Consider the following 18,897-nt stretch of genomic DNA (forward strand, 5'->3'; position numbering starts at 1 on the left):
TGGTTTTAAGTTATATTGATTTTTTCAGCTCACCCTCTACGGAGCATCAATCAATGTCACTCAATCCGTTTCCTCCGCTGCGCCGCGGTTTCGGCGCCTTCTGGCGTGCGCTCGACGCCACGCGCCGCGCCGTGTTCAACCTGATTTTCCTGCTGATCGTGATTGCCATCCTGATCGGCATCTTTGGCGGCGGCGCCAAGCCGCTGCAGGAAAAGACCACCCTGGTGCTGGACCTGCAAGGTCCACTGGTGGAAGAGGCGCCGGGCGGCGTGCGCGAAGCGGTGCTGGCCAATGTCAGCGGCGACGTCAAGAAAACCGTGCAGCTGCGCGATGTGCTGGCCGTGCTGGACTCCGCCGCCAAGGACAAGAATGTCGGCGCCATGGTGTTGCTGCTCGATGACCTGGAAGGTGGTGGCCTGGCCTCCCTGCGCGAAGTGGCGGCCGGCATCGAGCGCTTCCGCGCCAGCGGCAAGAAGGTCACGGCCTGGGGTTCGAGCTACAACCAGCGCCAGTACCTGCTGGCCTCGAAAGCCGACGAGGTGTTCGTGCACCCGATGGGCGGCGTGCTGCTGGAAGGCTTTGGCCGCTACCGCAATTACTACCGCGATGCGCTCGACAAGGTCGGCGTCACGGTCAACCTGCTGAAAGTCGGCACCTACAAAAGCTTTGCCGAACCGTTTATCGCCAACGGCCCGTCGGAAGCGGCGGCCGAAGCGGACCGTTACCTGAACAACGGCCTGTGGACCACCTACACCACCGACGTGGAAAAAGCCCGCAAGCTGCCGGCCGGCGCCATCATGGCGGCGATCGACAACCTGCCGCAGCTGCTGGAAGCGACCGGCGGCGATATCGCCAAGGCCTCCCTGAATGCCAAGCTGGTCGACGGCCTGAAAACGCGCGATGAAATCCGCCAGCTGATGATGACGCGCGGCGCGAAAGACGCGGACGGCAACAACTTCCGCCAGGTCGGCTACAGCGACTACCTGGCCCGCTTGCATCCGGCGCTGGTCGGCGACGCCGTCGGCGTGGTGATCGCCTCCGGTGAAATCGGCGACGGCGTGGCGCCGGCCGGTGCTATCGGCGGCCTGTCCACCTCGCGGTTGATCCGCCAGGCGCGCGAAGACAAGGCCATCAAGGCGGTGGTGCTGCGCATCGATTCGCCCGGTGGCAGCGCCTTCGGTTCGGAACTGATCCGCCGCGAACTGGAACTGACGCGCGCCGCCGGCAAGCCGGTGGTGGTGTCGATGGGCAACGTGGCCGCCTCGGGCGGCTACTGGATCAGCACCTCGTCCGATGAAGTGATCGCCGACGCGGCCACCATCACCGGTTCGATCGGCGTGTTCGCCATCCTGCCGACGGCGGAAAAAGTCATCGACAAGCTGGGCATCCACACGGCCGGCGCGCCGACCACCTGGCTGGCCGACGCCGGTAATCCGCTGCGCCCGCTCGACCCGCGTTTCGCGCAAGTGATACAGGGCTCGATCAACCATGTGTACGGCGACTTCATCAGCATCGCCGCCAAGGCGCGCAAGACCACGCCCGAGAAAATCAACGAAGTGGCGCAGGGCCGCGTGTGGACCGGCCTGCAGGCGAAAGACCGCAACCTGGTCGACCGCATCGGCAGCTACCGCGATGCGCTGGCCTCGGCCGCCAAGCGCGCCAACCTGGGCGCCGACTACCGGGTGGCGTATATCGAGCGTGAAACGTCGACCGTCGACCGCGTGATCGGCATGTTCGGCGCCAAGGCGATGGCCTCGCTGGGCCTGGGCGAACACGTGAAACTGGGCCTGGCCGCCACCGGCCTGCCGCCACAAGCGGCGCTTGGTATTGCCAGTGACCTCAGTTGGTTGTCTTCCATCACGCGTGAACAGAAGCCGTTTATGGCTTTGACGCACTGCTTGTGCACTGATCCGATGGGCGGGAAGTAGATTGATTAAGAACTGCGGGCCGGAGACGCGAACTTCGGATCCGCTTGGCCCGAGAGCCTGGGATTGCGTCTTGAGCACTGGCATAGTTTGCCGATGTGCTCATGAAGCGGAAAAGCCCGTGATGACGCTACGAAGTTAGGGCGACAGATTTGGATGTTGACATTCGCTTTACCCCTCAAGCCGGCTTTGTCCGGCTTGTTTTTATTGTGGGGCTGTAAAGGCAAGTAAAGGCCGCCGGAGATTTGTAGCGAGTTTGTATCTGGCTTCCCGCCACCGGCGCCCTTGCGCTCCCCCCTGCAAGCCTGATGCCGCCGTGCGCGGCGTCGCGGCGCACCCTCTATTTCCATGTGCAATTGTTTCAGACAGAAATGAAACAGTTACATGACTATGCTAGAGTCCTCGCTCGATGGAGAACGATGTTTTTTCAGCTGATTTTCAGCTCTTGATTCCCCGTTAATCTTGTAAAAAATACCCGAAAAACGGGCGCCTTGCCAGAGTGAACCGACTCGGTGGGCGCCCAACAGCTACGCCGTGCCAGCGGCTCATAAAAGGATAAGCGATGGATTCGCAGATGACACCCCCACCAGTACGGCGCAGCCGCCGCTCCAAGATCGTCGGTACCGTGATTGCCCTGGCCGTGATGGCCGCCCTCGGCGGCGGCGCATGGTATCTGACGCACTCGGGCGCCAGCGCGCAAGGCGGCGCCGGCGCCATGGGGCCCGGCGGTCCTGGCGGCCCTGGTGGTCCCGGCGGTGCGCGCCGCGGCGGTCCGTCGACCACGGTGGGCGTGGCCACGGCGGTGAAATCCGATCTGCCGGTGGTGCTCGATGCGCTCGGCACGGTGACTGCGGCCTCGACCGTGACGGTGCGCCCGCAGGTGTCGGGCATCCTGAAGGAACTCAAGTTCAAGGAAGGCGCGATGGTCAAGGCCGGCCAGGTGGTGGCGCTGATCGACCCGGCGCAGTTCGAGATGGCGCTGATGCAGGCGTCCGGCCAGCGCCAGCGCGATGAAGCGCAGCTGGAAAACGCGCGCCTGACCCTGAAGCGCTACCAGACCCTGCTGGGCCAGGATTCGATCGCGCGCCAGGACGTCGACACGCAGGCCGCGCTGGTCAAGCAACTGGAAGGCACCGTGATGACCGACCGCGCCGCCGAAGGCACGGCGCGCCTGAACCTCGGCTACACCAAGGTGGTCTCGCCGATCAGCGGCCGGGCCGGCCTGAAGGTGGTCGATATCGGCAACCTGGTCAGCACCAGCGACGCCGGCGGCGTGGTGGTGATTACCCAGCTGTCGCCGATCGACGTGCAGTTCTCGATCCCGCAAGACAAGGTGCAGACCATCCAGGAACGCCAGGCGCAGAACGTCGCGCTGCCGGCGCTGGCGTTGGACCGCACGCGCAGCATCACGCTGGACAAGGGCAGCCTGACGGCGCTCGACAACCAGGTCGACGTGCAGACCGGCACCGTGCGCGCCAAGGCCCGCTATGCCAACGACAAGATGGCGCTGTTCCCCAGCCAGTTCGTCAATGTGCGCCTGGAGATGGGCAATATCACGGGCGCCGTGCTGGTGCCCGTCACGGCCCTGCGCCACAGTAATAACGGCGACTTTGTCTACGTGCTGAAAGATGACAAGACCGTCACCGTACGCATGGTCACGCGCGGCCAGGCCACCACCGATATGGTGGAGATCCGCGCCGGCCTGGAAGCGGGCGAGAAGGTGATCACGGAAGGCGCCGACCGCCTGAAGGAAGGCGCGAAAGTCACCCTGGCCGGCGACAAGCCTGCCGCTGCTGGTCAGGGCCAGGGCGCGCGCGGCGCGAACGGTGAACACCGCCAGCGCCGCCAGCACACTGACGGTGCCGCGCCGGCCGGCGCACCGGCCGCGTCGGCGCCTGCGGCATCGGCTCCGGCCGCGCCTGCCGCCGCGCCAGCGAAGGGTGCGGCGCAATGAGTCCATCGACCCCGTTCATCAAGCGGCCGGTTGCCACCGCGCTGCTGATGCTGGCCATCGTGCTGGCCGGGATGGTGGGCTTCAAGTTCCTGCCGCTGGCGGCCTTGCCGCAGGTTGATTTCCCGACCATTCAGGTGCAAACGCTGTATCCGGGCGCCAGCCCCGAAGTCATGGGCCAGACCGTCACCGCGCCGCTGGAGCGCCAGTTCGGCCAGATGGCCGGCCTGCAGCGCATGAGTTCGACCAGCGCGGCCGGCGTCTCCATCATCACCCTGCAATTCACCCTGGGCCAGACCCTGGACGTGGCCGAGCAGGAAGTGCAGGCGGCGATCAATGCCGGCGGCTCCCTGCTGCCGACCGACCTGCCGGCGCCGCCCGTCTACGCCAAGGTCAATCCGGCCGACGCGCCGGTGCTGACACTGGCGATCACGTCCGACACCATGCCGCTGACGCAGGTGCAAAATATCGTCAACACGCGCCTGGCGCTGAAGATCAGCCAGGTCAATGGCGTCGGCCTGGTCTCGCTGTCGGGCGGCCAGCGGCCTGCCGTGCGCATCCAGGGCGACACCAAGCTGCTGGCCTCCTATGGCCTGGGCCTGGACAGCCTGCGCACCGCGATCGCGGCCGCCAACGTCAACAGCGCCAAGGGCAGTTTCGACGGCCCCACGCGTTCGTTCACCATCAATGCCAACGATCAACTGGTGACGGCCGAAGACTACAAGCGCCTGATCATCACCTATAAAAACGGCGCGCCGGTGCGCCTGCTCGATGTCGCCACGGTGGTCGACAGCGCCGAGAACACGCGCCTGGGCGCCTGGGCCGGCAAGCAGCCGGCGATTATCCTGAACGTGCAGCGCCAGCCCGGCGCCAACGTGATCAAGACGGTCGACGCCATCAAGGCGCTCTTGCCCGAGCTGCAAACGAGCTTGCCGGCGGCCATGAAGCTCGATGTGCTGAGCGACCGCACGACGGGCATCCGCGCCTCGGTGGAACACGTGGAGCTGGAACTGCTCGCTTCCGTGCTGCTGGTGGTGCTGGTGATCTTCGCCTTTTTGCACAGCCTGCGCGCCACCGTGATCGCCAGCCTGTCGGTGCCGATCTCCCTGATCGGCGCCTGCGGCGTGATGTATTTGCTCGGCTACAGCCTGAACAACCTGTCATTGATGGCCTTGACGATCGCCACCGGCTTTGTGGTCGATGACGCCATCGTCATGATCGAGAATATCGCCCGCTATATCGAAGAGGGCGAAACGCCGATGGCCGCCGCCCTGAAAGGTGCGTCGCAGATCGGCTTTACCATCATTTCGCTGACGGTTTCGCTGATCGCCGTGCTGATCCCGCTGCTGTTCATGGGCGACGTGGTGGGGCGCCTGTTCCGCGAGTTCGCCATGACCTTGGCGATTACCATCCTGATTTCCGCCGTGGTGTCGCTGACCCTGGTGCCGATGATGTCGGCGCGCTGGCTGAAAAGCCACGCCGACGAAAAGATCGGCGCCACCGGCCAGCGCATCCAGGCTTTTCTGGACCGCGTGATCGTGCGCTACGACCATGCGCTGGTGTGGGTGCTGAAGCGCCAGGGATTGACCTTGCTGGTGGCGCTGGCGACCTTGATCCTGACGGTGATCCTGTACATGACGATCCCGAAAGGCCTGTTCCCGACCCAGGACACGGGCCAGCTGCAGGCGCGCATCGAAACCTCGCAAGCCGTCTCGTATGAACGCATGGCCAGCCTGCAGCAGGCGGCCGCCAGCGCCATCCTGGAAGACCCGGACGTGGAAACCTTGAGTTCCCTGGTCGGCGTCGACGCGGCCAACAACACCATGCTGCACACCGGCAGCATGCTGATCAACCTGAAGCGCTCGCGCAGCGACCATCAGGACGACATCATGGACCGCCTGCGCAACCGCGTGGCCCAGGTGGCCGGCGTGACGCTGTATCTGCAGCCGACGCAGGACCTGACCATCGATGCCGAATCGGGCCCGACGCAGTACCGCGTGTCGCTCGAAGGCGCCAACACGGCCATCGTCACCGAGTGGGCCACAAAATTGGCGGCGCGCATGCGTGAAAAAACGCAGCTGCGCAATGTCACCACGGACGCCGGCGCCACCGGTGCGGCCGTCAACGTGGCGATCGACCGCGACAGCGCGGCGCGCATGTCGGTCACCACCGCCACCGTCGACGACGCGCTGTACAACGCCTTTGGCCAGCGCATCATCTCGACGATTTTTACCGAGACGAACCAGTACCGCGTGATTCTCGAAGCGCAGCCGGGCATCGTCACCACGCCGGCCGACCTGGGAGACCTGCAGGTGCGCACCGGTTCCGGCAAGTCGACGCCCTTGTCGGCGTTTGCCACCATCACCGAAAAGCAGTCGCCGCTGCAGATCACGCACGTGGCGCAATACCCGGCCACCACCCTCGGTTTCGATACCACCAAGGGCGTGGCGCTGGGCAGCGCGGTCGATGCGATCCGCGAGGCCGCGCACGACATCGCCTTGCCCGCTTCCGTGACGATGACTTTCCTGGGAGCGGCCGGCGCGTATGAAAATTCGCTGTCGAACCAGTTGTGGCTGATCCTGGCGGCCGTGGTGTGCGTATATATCGTGCTCGGCGTGCTGTACGAAAGCTATATCCACCCGCTGACGATTTTGTCGACCCTGCCGTCGGCCGGCGTCGGCGCGCTGCTGGCGCTGATGCTGTCCGGCCAGGACCTGGGCGTGATCGGCATTATCGGCATCATCCTGCTGATCGGCATCGTCAAGAAGAACGCCATCATGATGATCGACTTCGCCATCGAAGCGGAACGCGACCAGGGCAAGAGCCCGCAGGAAGCGATCCACCAGGCGGCCTTGCTGCGCTTCCGGCCTATCCTGATGACGACCCTGGCGGCGCTGTTCGCGGCCGTGCCGCTGATGCTGGGCTGGGGCGAGGGCGCCGAACTGCGCCGTCCGCTGGGCCTGGCCATTTTCGGCGGCCTGATCGTCAGCCAGGTGCTGACCTTGTTCACCACGCCGGTGATCTACCTGGGCTTTGACCGCCTGGGCCGCCGCTTTGGCGGCAAGCCGAAAGAGGGCGAAAAGGGGACCGTAAGCCTCGACAAGCCGGGCGGCCATCCGCCGGCGGGGAGCGCGGCGTGAATCTGTCCGAACCCTTCGTCAAGCGGCCCATCGCCACGGTGCTGCTGACCATCGGCATCGCGCTGGCGGGCATCGGCGCGTTCTTCGTGCTGCCCGTCTCGCCGCTGCCGCAGGTCGACTACCCGACCATTTCGGTCAGCGCCAGCCTGCCCGGCGCCAGCCCCTCCACCATGGCGTCGTCGGTCGCCACGCCGCTGGAGCGGCGCCTGGGCGTGATCTCGGGCGTCAACGAGATGACCTCGTCGTCGAGCACCGGCTCGGCGCGCATCAACCTGCAATTCGACCTGAACCGCAAGATCGACGCGGCCGCGCGCGAAGTGCAGGCGGCGATCGCCGCTTCGCGCGTCGACCTGCCGGCCACCTTGCGCAGCAACCCGACCTACCGCAAGGCCAATCCGTCCGACGCGCCGGTGATCATCCTGGCGCTCACTTCCAAGACGCGCACGCCAGGCCAGATCTACGATGCCGTCTCGAACCTGGTGCAGCAGAAGGTGGCGCAGGTCAAGGGCGTGGGCGACGTGGAACTGGGCGGCGGTTCGCTGCCGGCCGTGCGCGTGGAACTGCTGCCGCACCAGCTGAACCAGTACGCCGTGTCGATGGAAGACGTGCGCGCCGCGATCCAGGCCAGCAACGCGAACCGCCCGAAAGGCGCGATCTCGGGTGACGAGCGGCGCCTGCAGATTTATTCGGGCGCCAGCACGGCCTCCGGCGGGCGCAGCGCTGCCGACTACCGCAGCCTGGTGGTGGCCTGGCGCGACGGCGCCGCCATCCGCCTGGACGACGTGGCCGAAGTGGTCGACGGCGTCGAGAACAACAATACCCTGGGCCTGTTCAATGGCGACCCGGCCGTGATCGTGCTGATCACGCGCCAGCCCGGCGCCAACGTGATCGCCACCGTCGACGGCGTGCGCGCGCTGCTGCCGCAATTGCAGGCGCAGCTGCCCGGCGACATCAAGCTGCAGGTGGCCTCCGACAGCACCAATTCGATCCGCTCGTCCCTGCACGAGATCGAGTTCACCCTGATTCTGTCCATCGTGCTGGTGGTGTTGGTGGTCAGCGCCTTTTTGCGCAGCGTGCGCGCCACCATCATCCCGGCGGTGGCCACGATCGTGTCGCTGCTGGGCACCTTCGGCGTGATGTACATGCTGGGTTTTTCCTTGAACAACCTGTCGCTGATGGCGTTGACGGTGGCCACCGGCTTTGTCGTCGATGACGCCATCGTGGTACTGGAAAACACCCAGCGCCATATCGAGGCCGGCATGGACCGCTTCAAGGCGGCCCTGCTCGGTGCGCGCGAAGTGGGTTTTACGGTATTGTCGATCAGCCTGTCGCTGGTGGCGGTGTTCATTCCGCTGCTGTTCATGGGCGGCCAGGTGGGGCGCCTGTTCCGCGAGTTTGCCGTCACCCTGTCGGCCGCCGTGATGATTTCGCTGGTCATTTCGCTGACCACCACGCCGATGATGTGCGCCTGGCTGCTGAAAAGCGGCGAGCAGCATAAAAAGCCGGGCGCCATCGCGCGCTGGTTCGAACGCGGCTTCGACAAGCTGCTCAAGGGCTATGAGCACTGCCTGGACTGGGCTTTGTCCAGCGCCGCGCTGGTGATGACGATCCTGGTCTTCGTGGTCGGCCTGAACGTGTACCTGTTCGCGGCCGCGCCCAAGGGCTTTTTCCCGCAGCAGGACACGGGCCAGATCAATGGCGGCATGCGCGCCGACCAGAGCATCTCGTTCCAGGCCATGCAGGGCAAGCTGCGCCAGCTGGTCGATATCATCAAGGCCGATCCGGCCGTGGCCACGGTGGTGGGCTTCACGGGTGGCGGCAGGGCAGGGGGCGGCTTCATGTTCATCGACCTGAAGCCCGCTTCCCAGCGCACCGACAAGGGGCAGGCCGTGATCGCGCGCCTGCGGCCGCAGCTGGCCAAGGTGACCGGCATTTCGCTGTTCCTCAATCCGGTGCAGGATTTGCGCATGGGCGGGCGTTCCAGCAACTCGACCTACCAGTACACCCTGATCAGCGACAACCAGGCCGACCTGAAAAAATGGGCGGCAAAACTGGCCGACCAGATGAAATCGCAGCCGGCCCTGATCGACGTCGATACCGACCAGGCGGAAAATGGCGTGGAAACCTTTGTCAGCATCGACAAGGACCGCGCCACCGAACTGGGGGTGCAGGTGCGCGACATCGACAACGCGCTGTACAACAGCTTCGGCCAGCGCCAGGTGGCGACCATCTACGATGAGCTGAACCAGTACCACGTGATCATGGAGGTGGCGCCCCGTTATGCGCAAAGCCCGGAAGCGCTGCGCTCGGTGTATGTGCCGGCCTCGAACGCGGCCGCGACCACCACCACCACGTCCGCCGTCACGTCGGCGGTGACCGCCACCACCTCGAACACCACGGCCGCGCGCGATCCGTCGAGCGGCACGGCGCTGTCGACGACTTTGGCGACCATGGTGCCGCTGTCGTCGTTCAGCAGCTTTGCCGAAAGCTCGACGGCGACCTCGATCAACCACCAGGGCGGTGAACTGGCCACCACCGTGTCGTTCAACCTGGCCGACGGCTATACGCTCAGCGACGGCCAGGCGGGAGTCGCGCAGGCCGAGTCGGAAATCGGCATGCCGGTCAATGTGCGCGGCAGCTTCCAGGGTTCGGCCAAGAGCGCCCAGGACAGCAACAAGGAGCAGCCGCTCCTGATCCTGGCGGCCATCGTGGTGATCTACATCGTGCTGGGCATTCTGTACGAAAGCCTGATCCATCCGATCACGGTGCTGTCGACCCTGCCTTCGGCCGGCGTCGGCGCGGTGCTGGCGCTGCTGATGTTCCGCATGGAGTTTTCCATCATCGCCCTGATCGGCGTGTTTTTATTGATCGGCATCGTCAAGAAAAATGCTATATTGATCATCGACTTCGCACTTGAAGCGGAACGTTCGCGGGGCTTGAGCGCGCTGGAGGCGGTGCGCGAGGCTTGCCTGCTGCGTTTCCGCCCCATCCTGATGACGACGCTGGCGGCGGCCCTGGGCGCCTTGCCGCTGGCGATCGGCTTCGGCGAGGGGTCCGAGCTACGCCAGCCCTTGGGGGTCGCCATTATCGGCGGCCTGATTGCCAGCCAGTTGTTGACACTGCTGACCACCCCGGTGGTCTACATCCTGCTCGACAAACTGCGCACGCGCAGCGCCGACGAGCAGCAATTGAGCCGCATTCCTGGGCCAGATAACCCGAGCACACAATCATGAGTCAAGTAAAACACCGTACGTCCCCCGTTCCCGCACGCCTGCAGCGCCATGTGCTGGCTTTGGCCGCCTTCGCGCTGCTGGCCGGCTGCGCCGTCAGCCCCGTGTATGAAGTACCAGCGACGCCCGCGCCGGTGGCGTTCAAGGAAGCCGCCGGCTGGCAGCCGGCCGCGCCGGCCGATACCCTCGAGCGAGGTCCCTGGTGGACCCTGTTCGGCGACACGCAATTGAACCAGCTGGCCGACAGCATCGAAGTGTCGAACCAGAACGTGGCCGCCGCCATCGCCTCGTACGAGCAGGCGCGCGCGCTGGTGCGCGAACAGCGCGCCTCGCTGTTCCCGACCGTGAACCTGACCGGTAGCGGCACGCGTTCCGGCGGCGGCGGCGAGCAGCAGACCAGCAACAACTACCGCGCGGCGCTGGGCGCCTCGTGGGAACCCGATATCTGGGGCCGCCTGCGCGCCGGCGTGACCGGCGCCGACGCCAGCGCGCAGGCATCCGCGGCCGACCTGGCTGCGGCGCGCCTGTCGGCGCAGGGCGAGCTGGCCACCAATTATTTTTCGCTGCGCCAGAGCGACGCGCAGATCGCGCTGCTGACCTCCACCCTCGAAGGCTACCAGCGCGTGCTCGACATCACGCGCAACCGTTTCAGTTCCGGCATCGCGGCGAAATCGGACCTGCTGCAGGCGCAGACGCAGCTTGCCAATGCGCGGATCGACCTGTCCAGCCAGGTGCGCGCGCGGGCCCAGCTCGAACATGCGATCGCCATTTTGCTGGGCCGCGCGCCGTCCGACTTCACGCTGGCGGTGGCGCCATGGACCATCACGGTACCCGAGGTGCCCGTCGGCGTGCCGTCGACCTTGCTGCAGCGCCGGCCCGATATCGCCGCCGCCGAACGCCGCGTGGCGCTGGCCAACGAGCAGATCGGCATCGCCCGTTCCGCGTATTACCCCAGCCTGAACCTGACGGGGTCGTACGGCTCCGGCGCCAGCAAGGTAGGCGACCTGTTCAACGCCTCGTCCAGCCTGTGGTCGCTGGGCGTGTCGGCCGCGCAAACCGTGTTCAATGCGGGTGCCACCACCGCCAGCGTGGATGCGGCCAAGGCCGGCCATGAAGCCGCCGTGGCGCGCTACCGCCAGACCGTGCTTGCCGCTTTCGGCACGGTCGAAGACCAGTTGTCGGCCACGCGCGCGCTGGCCGAGCAGATCGATTTGCGCCGCCAGGCGTCCAGCGCCGCCGATGAAGTGGAACAGCAGATGCTGAACCGCTACAACGCGGGCCAGGTCGGCTACACCGACGTGGTGACGGCCCAGGTCACGGCCTTGTCGGCGCGGCGCCAGCTGGTGCAGGCGCAGGCCGACCGGCAGACCACGGCGGTGGCGCTGATCCAGGCGCTGGGCGGTGGCTGGCAGGCCCAGGCACCACAGTAGGCGGCGCGGCCACCGGCGCGCCGCTGGCCGTGGCGCCAGTGCCACCTTTCCAAGTGAATGTGGGTGATAGAATGCAAGATTATTAATTGCCGGCCGTGGCATGTCGTGGCGGGTCTCTTGCAGACGATGATAACCAGCAAACGCAGTAAAGCCAGCTCCGACAGTCTGCCCACCGTGCCCGAAGCGTCCGTCATCAGCTTTCCCGTGGTGGCCATCGGCGCCTCGGCCGGTGGACTCGATCCCATCGTCGCTTTCCTGGCCCAAGTGCCGCAGGAAAGCGGCATCGCCTATGTCGTGATCCAGCATCTCGATCCCACGCAGAAAGCCATGCTGCCCGAACTGCTGCAGCGCGCCACCAGCATCCCCGTCTCCGAAATCACGCACCAGATGCAATTGCGGCCGAATCATATCTATGTGATCCCCTCGAATGCCGACCTGGGCTTGTCCAAGGGCCGCTTCATGCTGCGCGAACCGCAGCAGCCGCGTGGCCACCGCCTGCCGATCGACATGTTTTTTGACGAGCTGGCGTCCGAGCTCGGTGAATTGGCCGTCGGCGTGGTGTTTTCCGGCATGGGCGGCGACGGCACGCGCGGCATGCAGGCGATCAAGCGGGCTGGTGGCCTGACCCTGGCCCAGCATCCCGATACGGCCAAGTTCGACATGATGCCGCAAAGCGCGATCGCGGCCGAGGTGGTGGACCTGATCGACTATCCGGAAAAGATGCCGGAAAAGATCATCAACTATCTGTTTCGCAGCAGTTTTTTGAGCTTGCCCGGACGCGAGCCGAACGGGCGCAATTCGCTGCATGAAATCGTCACCCTGCTGTCCGAGCACACCGGCAACAGCTTTACCGATTACAAGATCAATACCGTGCTGCGGCGCATCGAACGGCGCATGAGCTTGTACCAGATCACGTCGATGGAAGCCTATGTGCCGTATTTGCGCGACAATCCGGCGGAAATCGATTTATTATTCAAGGAACTGTTGATCGGCGTAACGAGCTTTTTCCGCGACCAGAAGGTGTGGGAATACCTGAAGATGGTGGCCTTGCCGCAATTGCTGGCTGCCAACCCTGACGGACGCGCCTTCAAGGCCTGGATTCCGGCCTGCTCGACGGGCGAGGAGGCGTATTCGCTGGCGATGGTGTTCCATGAGGTGGTGGCCGACATCAATCCGCCATCGAAGTACAGCCTGCAAATTTTTGCCACCGATTTATCGGCCGAGCGCATGGAACGGTTTTTCCTGGCCGACAAGAACGATTACTGTATCAAAAAAGAGATCCGTAACATGATCATCTTTGCCCAGCAAAACATCATTTCGGATCCACCGTTCACCAAGCTCGATATTCTATGCTGCCGCAACCTGCTGATCTATCTGAATGCCAAGCTGCAACAGCGCTTGATCCCGCTGTTTCACTATGCCTTGAACCGCGACGGCCTGTTGCTGCTGGGCAGCGCGGATACGCCTGGCCACTTCTCCGAGCTGTTCGCCCCCCTGACCACGTCGACCCGGCTGTACCGCCGCCTCGACAACCTGGCGCGCCAGCGCCTGCCGACGTACTTCCCGACCAAGGTGTCGTTGGCCTCCCCCCCTACCATCAGCGACACGAGAGAAGCCAGCATGCCCGGAAAGATACAAGCCCATGTGGAGCAGTTATTGCTTCAGAAATATTCGCCGGCGGCCGCGTTGCTGAACCAGGACGGCGATATCCTGTACATCAATGGCCGCACGGGCGCCTTTCTGGAGCCGGCGGCCGGCAAGGCCAACTGGAATATCCACGCCATGGCGCGCGATGGCTTGCGTTATGAATTGCCGGGCCTGATCAAGCAGGCGCTGCAAAGCGAAGGCGTGGTGCGCCTGAAGGGGCTGGTGGTCAGGGACCATGCCGGCCAGTCGCTGGGCGTGGACCTGACGGCCGAAGCGCTGAGCCAGCCCGAACCGCTCAGTGGCATGGTGTTCCTGACCTTTTCCAGCGTGCCGCTGGTGGCCGAAGCGCGTCGCGGCAGGTCGCCCAATCCCAAGGTACTGGAACTGGAGCAGCAGCTGGCGCAGGCGCGCAATGAAATCCAGGCGGTGCGCGACGAAATGCAGACTTCGCGCGAGGAACTGAAATCGGCCAACGAGGAACTGCAGTCGACCAATGAAGAACTGCAATCGACCAACGAGGAACTGACCACCTCGAAGGAAGAGATGCAGTCGCTCAACGAAGAGCTGTACACGGTCAACGCCGAGCTGCAGTCCAAGGTGGATGATTTGTCGCTGGTCAACAGCGACATGAAGAACTTGCTCAACAGCACAGACATCGCCACCATCTTCCTCGACAGCGCCTTGCGCATCCGCCGCTTCACGGCGCCGGCCACGCAAATCTACAAGCTGATCCAGACCGACTTGCGCCGTCCGCTCAGCGATATCGTCAACGACCTCGACTATCCCGGCCTGGAGACCGATGCGCTGGAAGTGATACGCAGCCTGGTGTTTTCCGAACGCCAGGTGCCGACCAAGACGGGGCGCTGGTACAACGTGCGCATCATGCCTTACCGCACGGTGGAAAACGTGATCGATGGCGTGGTGGTGACTTTTATTAACATTACCGAATCGAAATTGCTGGAAGCCCAGCTGCGCCAGATACAGTCCGGTAGCGTGGCCGACAGGGAGCCTGGCGGGAGCACGCCGTGACCAAGGCGGGCAAGGTCGGCAAGGCCGGCAAGGTGAGTAACGCCGATCCGTTCAGCGTGCGGGTGCGCGAACAGGCCGAGCAACTGGCGGCGCAAGCGCCACCGTTGCCCTTGTCGCTGTCGAACGAAGAGATGCTGCGCCAGTTGCACGAATTGCAGGTCAGCCAGATCGAACTGCAGATGCAGAACGCGGCCCTGGCCGAGCTGGAGCAGCTGCGCAGCGAGTCCGAAGACAGCCGCGACCGTTATGCGCAGCTCTACGAGGAGGCGCCGGTCAGCTATTTTTCGCTCAACCGCGATGGCGTGATCACGCGCGCGAACCTGGCGGCCAGCAATTTGCTGCGGCGCGACAAGGAGCAGTTGCTGAAGCGGCGCTTCGAACAATTCATCGCTCCCGAAGCCCAGGGCGCTTTTCGCCACTTTCTCGATATCGTCTTCTACAGTGGCGCACGCCAGGTGCTCGAAGCGCCGCTGTTCCAGCGCGAGTGCCAGCGCGAGTGCCAGCGCGAGGGCGGCGCCATGGCCCCGGCCGGCCTGGTGCGCATCGAAGCGAACCTCGATGCGGACAGCGCCAGCGTGCGCATGCTGGTGACCGATCTGGGCGACGAACTGGCGCGCGAATCGGCGCTGCGGCGCGCCTTTGTCATCCTCGATACCATCCGCGAAGGGGTGATGGTGACCGACAGCGGCAACCGCATCATTTCCGTCAATCCCGCGTTCACCACGATTACCGGCTACCTGGCCGAGGAAGCCATCGGGCGCGATCCGTCCTTCCTCGGCGCCGGTACGCACACACCGCAGTTTTATGCCGGCATGTGGTCGAGCCTGCGCCAGGAAGGCAACTGGTATGGCGAACTGGTCAACCGCCGCAAGAACGGCGAGCGTTTCGTCGAGTCGCTGTCGATCACGCCGATGCGCGCCCAGGACGGCGCCACCACCCATTTCGTCGGCGTTTTTTCGGATATCACCGAGCGCAAGCTGGCCGAAGCCTCGCTGCGTGAACTGCACCGCGAACTTGACCAGCGCGTGGTCGACCGCACGGCCGAATTGCTGCGCGCCAACCAGCACTTGCAGCAGGAAGTGCACCAGCGCGAACTGGCGCAGCAAGCCTTGCGCGACGCCGAACGTTTTTTCCATGCCACCATCGATTCGCTGTCCGACCGGGTGCTGGTGCTGGACCAGGACGGTGGCCTGGTGCATGCCAACCAGGCGTGCATGCAATTTGCCGGCCATCCGCCAGGCGAGCTGCCCTACCTGCGTTTTTGCGAGACGGACCCGCGCTGGCAGCGTGGTGCCGGACGCGAGCTGGCCGCCGGCATCCAGTCGGTGATCGCCGGCCTGGCCGACGCCTACGTGCTCGAATATGAATTCATTACCGAGACCGGTGGGCACTGGTCGCTGGCCAAGGTCAGCCGTTTCCGCGGCGAGGGCCCGCTGCGCGTGGTGGTGGCGCATACCGACATCACGGAACGCAAGCTGATGAATGGCGCGTTGCGCCAGTCGCATGCGCAGCTGCGCCAGCTGGCGCTGCACCTGGAAACGGCCAAGGAGGACGAGCGCAAGCGCATTTCGCGCGATATCCACGATGAGCTGGGGCAAAACCTGCTGGCGCTGCGCATCGATATTTCCATGCTCAGCGCACGCACGCAACATTCGCATCCGCGCCTGCATGGCCGGGTGGCGTCCGTGCTGGGCAATATCGATACGACCATCAAGAGCGTGCGCGGCATCATGAACGAATTGCGGCCGATGGCGCTGGACCTGGGGCTGCAGGCGGCCATCGAATGGCAGGTGGGGGATTTCCGCAAGCGCAGCGGCATCGCCTGCCAACTGCACATCCGCGACGAAGCGCTGTTTTCCGCCATCGGCAGCCAGGTCGAGATCGCGCTGTTTCGCATCGTGCAGGAGGCGCTCAGCAACGTCATGCGCCACGCCCATGCCAGCGCGGTCGAGCTGGAATTCCATTCGGACGCGCGCGCCGTGTATGTGAGCATCAGCGACAACGGCGTCGGTATTACCTCCCAGCAGCAGCGCAAGAAGCAGTGTTTCGGCCTGATCGGCATCCGCGAACGGGTGCGCGCGCTCGACGGCCAGGTCGAGATCGGCGCGCCGCCGTCGGGCAGCGGCTGCCGCCTGTGGCTGCAAGTGCCGCTGCGCGTGCCCGCATAGGGTGGTGTGCGTGATACAGAAAGTACCGTGAAGTAATTTTTGCCGACTTATGCCCTCCGGACAGGCTATACTTTCGCCTGCTTTTTATGGAGGGCATACCTTGTTCAAGACTATCGTGTTACCAGTCGCCCTGATGGGCGCGTTCGCCGGCGTACAAGCCGACGAAGGGCAGTGGCAACCACACCAACTGCCGCAGCTGAAAGCCGAACTCAAACGTGTCGGCATAGCGATCCCCGCTGAAAAGCTGGCCGACCTGAGCAAGCATCCGATGAGCGCCATCGTCTCGCTGGGCGGCTGTTCGGCCGCCTTTGTATCGAACGCCGGCCTGGTGGTGACGAATCACCATTGCGCGTATGGCGCGGTGCAGCGCAATTCGACCCCCGAACACAATTACATCACCGACGGCTTCCTGGCCAAGACCCGCGCGGCCGAGCTGCCGGGCGGCCCGAACAGCCTGGTGTATGTCACCGACAAGGTGGAAAACGTCAGCGACCGCGTGCTGAAAGGCCTGACGGCCACCATGACGGGCCGCGAACGCCACGAAGCGGTGGAAAAACGGGTCAAGGACCTGATCGCCGAATGCGAGACCGACAAGATGTACCGCTGCTCGGTGCCGGCCTTCCATCGCGGCCTCGAGTACTACCGCATCCGCCAGATGATGATACGCGACGTGCGCCTGGTGTACGCGCCGTCGGACAAGATCGGCAACTTCGGCGGCGACGTCGACAACTACGAATGGCCGCGCCACACGGGCGACTATTCCTTCCTGCGCGCCTATGTCGGCAAGGACGGCCGCCCGGCCGATCCGTCGCCGGACAACGTGCCCTACCAGTCGAAGGACTTCCTGGTGGTATCGGCCGAAGGCATCAAGAATGGCGATGGCATCCTGCTGGCCGGCTACCCCGGACGCACCAGCCGCTACAAGCTGCCATCGGAAATCCGCTATGCGCGCGACTCGGCCTTCCCGCTCAAGGTCGGCGAACTGCAGGCGGACCTCGCCGTGATGGCCGACGCCACCAAGGGTGACGCCGCCGCCGCCGTGCGCTACGCCAGCGTGGTGAAAAGCATCAACAACGTGCTGAAGAAAACCCAGGGCCTGCTCGACGGTTTCGCGCGCAAGGACATCGCCGCCATCAAGGACGTGCAAGATGCCGAGTTCCGCGCCTGGTACGCGAAGCAGCCGAACGTGTCGACCACCCTGCTGGCCGAACTGGACGCCGCGATTGCCAGCGACATGGCGCTCAGCGACGAAGAGTTCGCCTGGTCGGTGGCCACCAACAGCGACCTGCTGAAAAGCGCGCGTTCGCTCTACCGCTACGCGCAGGAAAGCAAGAAGCCGGACGCCGAGCGCGAATCGGGCTACCAGCAGCGCGACCTGGCCTTCATCAAGGCCCGCCTGGCGCGCCTGGAGCAATCCTACGTCAACAAGGTCGACCAGGCGCGTTTTGAAGCGGGCCTGAAGCGCTACGCCGCGCTGGCCGCGAAGAGCCATCCGCAAGGCCTGGACGCGTTGCTGCCGGCGCCAAACGCGGTTGCCGCGCTGTACACGAAGACGCAGCTGGCCGACACCGCCAAGCGCCTGGCCTGGCTGGAAAAAGACCAGGCTGCCTTGGAACAGTCCGACGACGCCTTCGTGCAACTGGCCATCAAGCTGCAACCGGTCGCCGCCGCGCTGGAAGAGCGCCGCAAGGAAATCGACGGCAACCTGGAACGCGTGATTCCGCAGTACATGCAAGCCGTGATCGCTTGGAAACAGTCGCAAGGCAAGCCGGTCTACCCGGACGCCAACTCGACCCTGCGCGTCACCTACGGCACCGTCTCGCCGTATTCGCCGCGCGACGGCCTCAGCAAGGGACCGTTCACGACTGTCGAAGGCATCGTTGAAAAAGTCACCGGCAAGGCGCCGTTCGAGGCACCGCAAGGCCTGCTCGACGCCGTCAAGGAAAAACGCTACGGCCAGTTCCGCGATCCGGTGCTGGGCACCGTGCCGGTCAACTTCCTGACCAGCGCCGACACCACCGGCGGCAACTCCGGCTCGGCCGTGATGAACAAGCGTGGCGAACTGATCGGCCTGAATTTCGATTCGACCTATGAATCGATCACCAAGGACTGGTACTTCGACACGGCGATCACGCGCGCGATCCACCTCGATATCCGCTACATGCTGTGGGTGATGAAGGAAGTCGACCATGCGGATAATCTGCTGGCCGAAATGACGATCAAGTATCCGAAGCCAGTGAAGACAGCGAAGAAATAAGCTGTCCAGCTGATCTCAAAGCCGCATCCGCCTCCGGGCCGATGCGGCTTTTTTGCGTCTAGGCAACTAGCTTGAGTTCCATCAATATGCCGGCGTTCGCCATGGTTAGCATGACCTGAG

At 64.5% G+C, this 18,897-nt stretch carries 8 protein-coding genes; all 8 read left to right on the forward strand.

The genetic code is table 11. The features are described from left to right. Window positions 1-53 precede the first annotated feature (53 nt). The 8 genes from sppA (at window position 54) to Q8L25_RS14380 (ending at window position 18,777) form a co-directional block, all read left to right on the forward strand. Window positions 54-1,928, forward strand: coding sequence for a signal peptide peptidase SppA (gene sppA / locus Q8L25_RS14345; RefSeq protein WP_308925455.1), 1,875 nt, complete (start codon window positions 54-56; stop codon window positions 1,926-1,928). A 571-nt stretch (window positions 1,929-2,499) separates the two neighbouring features. After that, window positions 2,500-3,879, forward strand: a complete 1,380-nt coding sequence (locus tag Q8L25_RS14350; protein WP_374694272.1) for an efflux RND transporter periplasmic adaptor subunit — start codon at window positions 2,500-2,502, stop codon at window positions 3,877-3,879. Further along, window positions 3,876-7,016: an efflux RND transporter permease subunit gene (locus tag Q8L25_RS14355; protein WP_308925457.1), complete on the forward strand. Its 3,141-nt coding sequence runs from the start codon at window positions 3,876-3,878 to the stop codon at window positions 7,014-7,016. Before Q8L25_RS14350 ends, Q8L25_RS14355 begins: the two co-directional genes overlap by 4 nt. Continuing rightward, the gene (locus Q8L25_RS14360) at window positions 7,013-10,249 is read left to right on the forward strand and encodes an efflux RND transporter permease subunit (protein ID WP_308925458.1); all 3,237 of its coding nucleotides are present in this window, start codon (window positions 7,013-7,015) and stop codon (window positions 10,247-10,249) included. The genes Q8L25_RS14355 and Q8L25_RS14360 overlap by 4 nt, the downstream gene beginning before the upstream one ends. Continuing rightward, window positions 10,246-11,676, forward strand: a complete 1,431-nt coding sequence (locus Q8L25_RS14365) for an efflux transporter outer membrane subunit (RefSeq protein ID WP_308925459.1) — start codon at window positions 10,246-10,248, stop codon at window positions 11,674-11,676. The genes Q8L25_RS14360 and Q8L25_RS14365 overlap by 4 nt, the downstream gene beginning before the upstream one ends. A 126-nt stretch (window positions 11,677-11,802) precedes the next feature. After that, window positions 11,803-14,352, forward strand: a complete 2,550-nt coding sequence (locus Q8L25_RS14370) for a chemotaxis protein CheB (RefSeq protein WP_308925460.1) — start codon at window positions 11,803-11,805, stop codon at window positions 14,350-14,352. Next, a complete protein-coding gene (locus tag Q8L25_RS14375; protein ID WP_308925461.1) occupies window positions 14,349-16,520 on the forward strand; it encodes a PAS domain S-box protein in 2,172 nt (723 codons plus the stop codon). Before Q8L25_RS14370 ends, Q8L25_RS14375 begins: the two co-directional genes overlap by 4 nt. A gap of 100 nt (window positions 16,521-16,620) precedes the next feature. Then, window positions 16,621-18,777, forward strand: coding sequence for a S46 family peptidase (locus Q8L25_RS14380; RefSeq protein WP_374694273.1), 2,157 nt, complete (start codon window positions 16,621-16,623; stop codon window positions 18,775-18,777). The last annotated feature ends 120 nt before the right edge of the window (window positions 18,778-18,897 follow it).

The organism is Janthinobacterium sp. J1-1 (genome assembly GCF_030944405.1).
Lineage (GTDB): Bacteria > Pseudomonadota > Gammaproteobacteria > Burkholderiales > Burkholderiaceae_D > Janthinobacterium.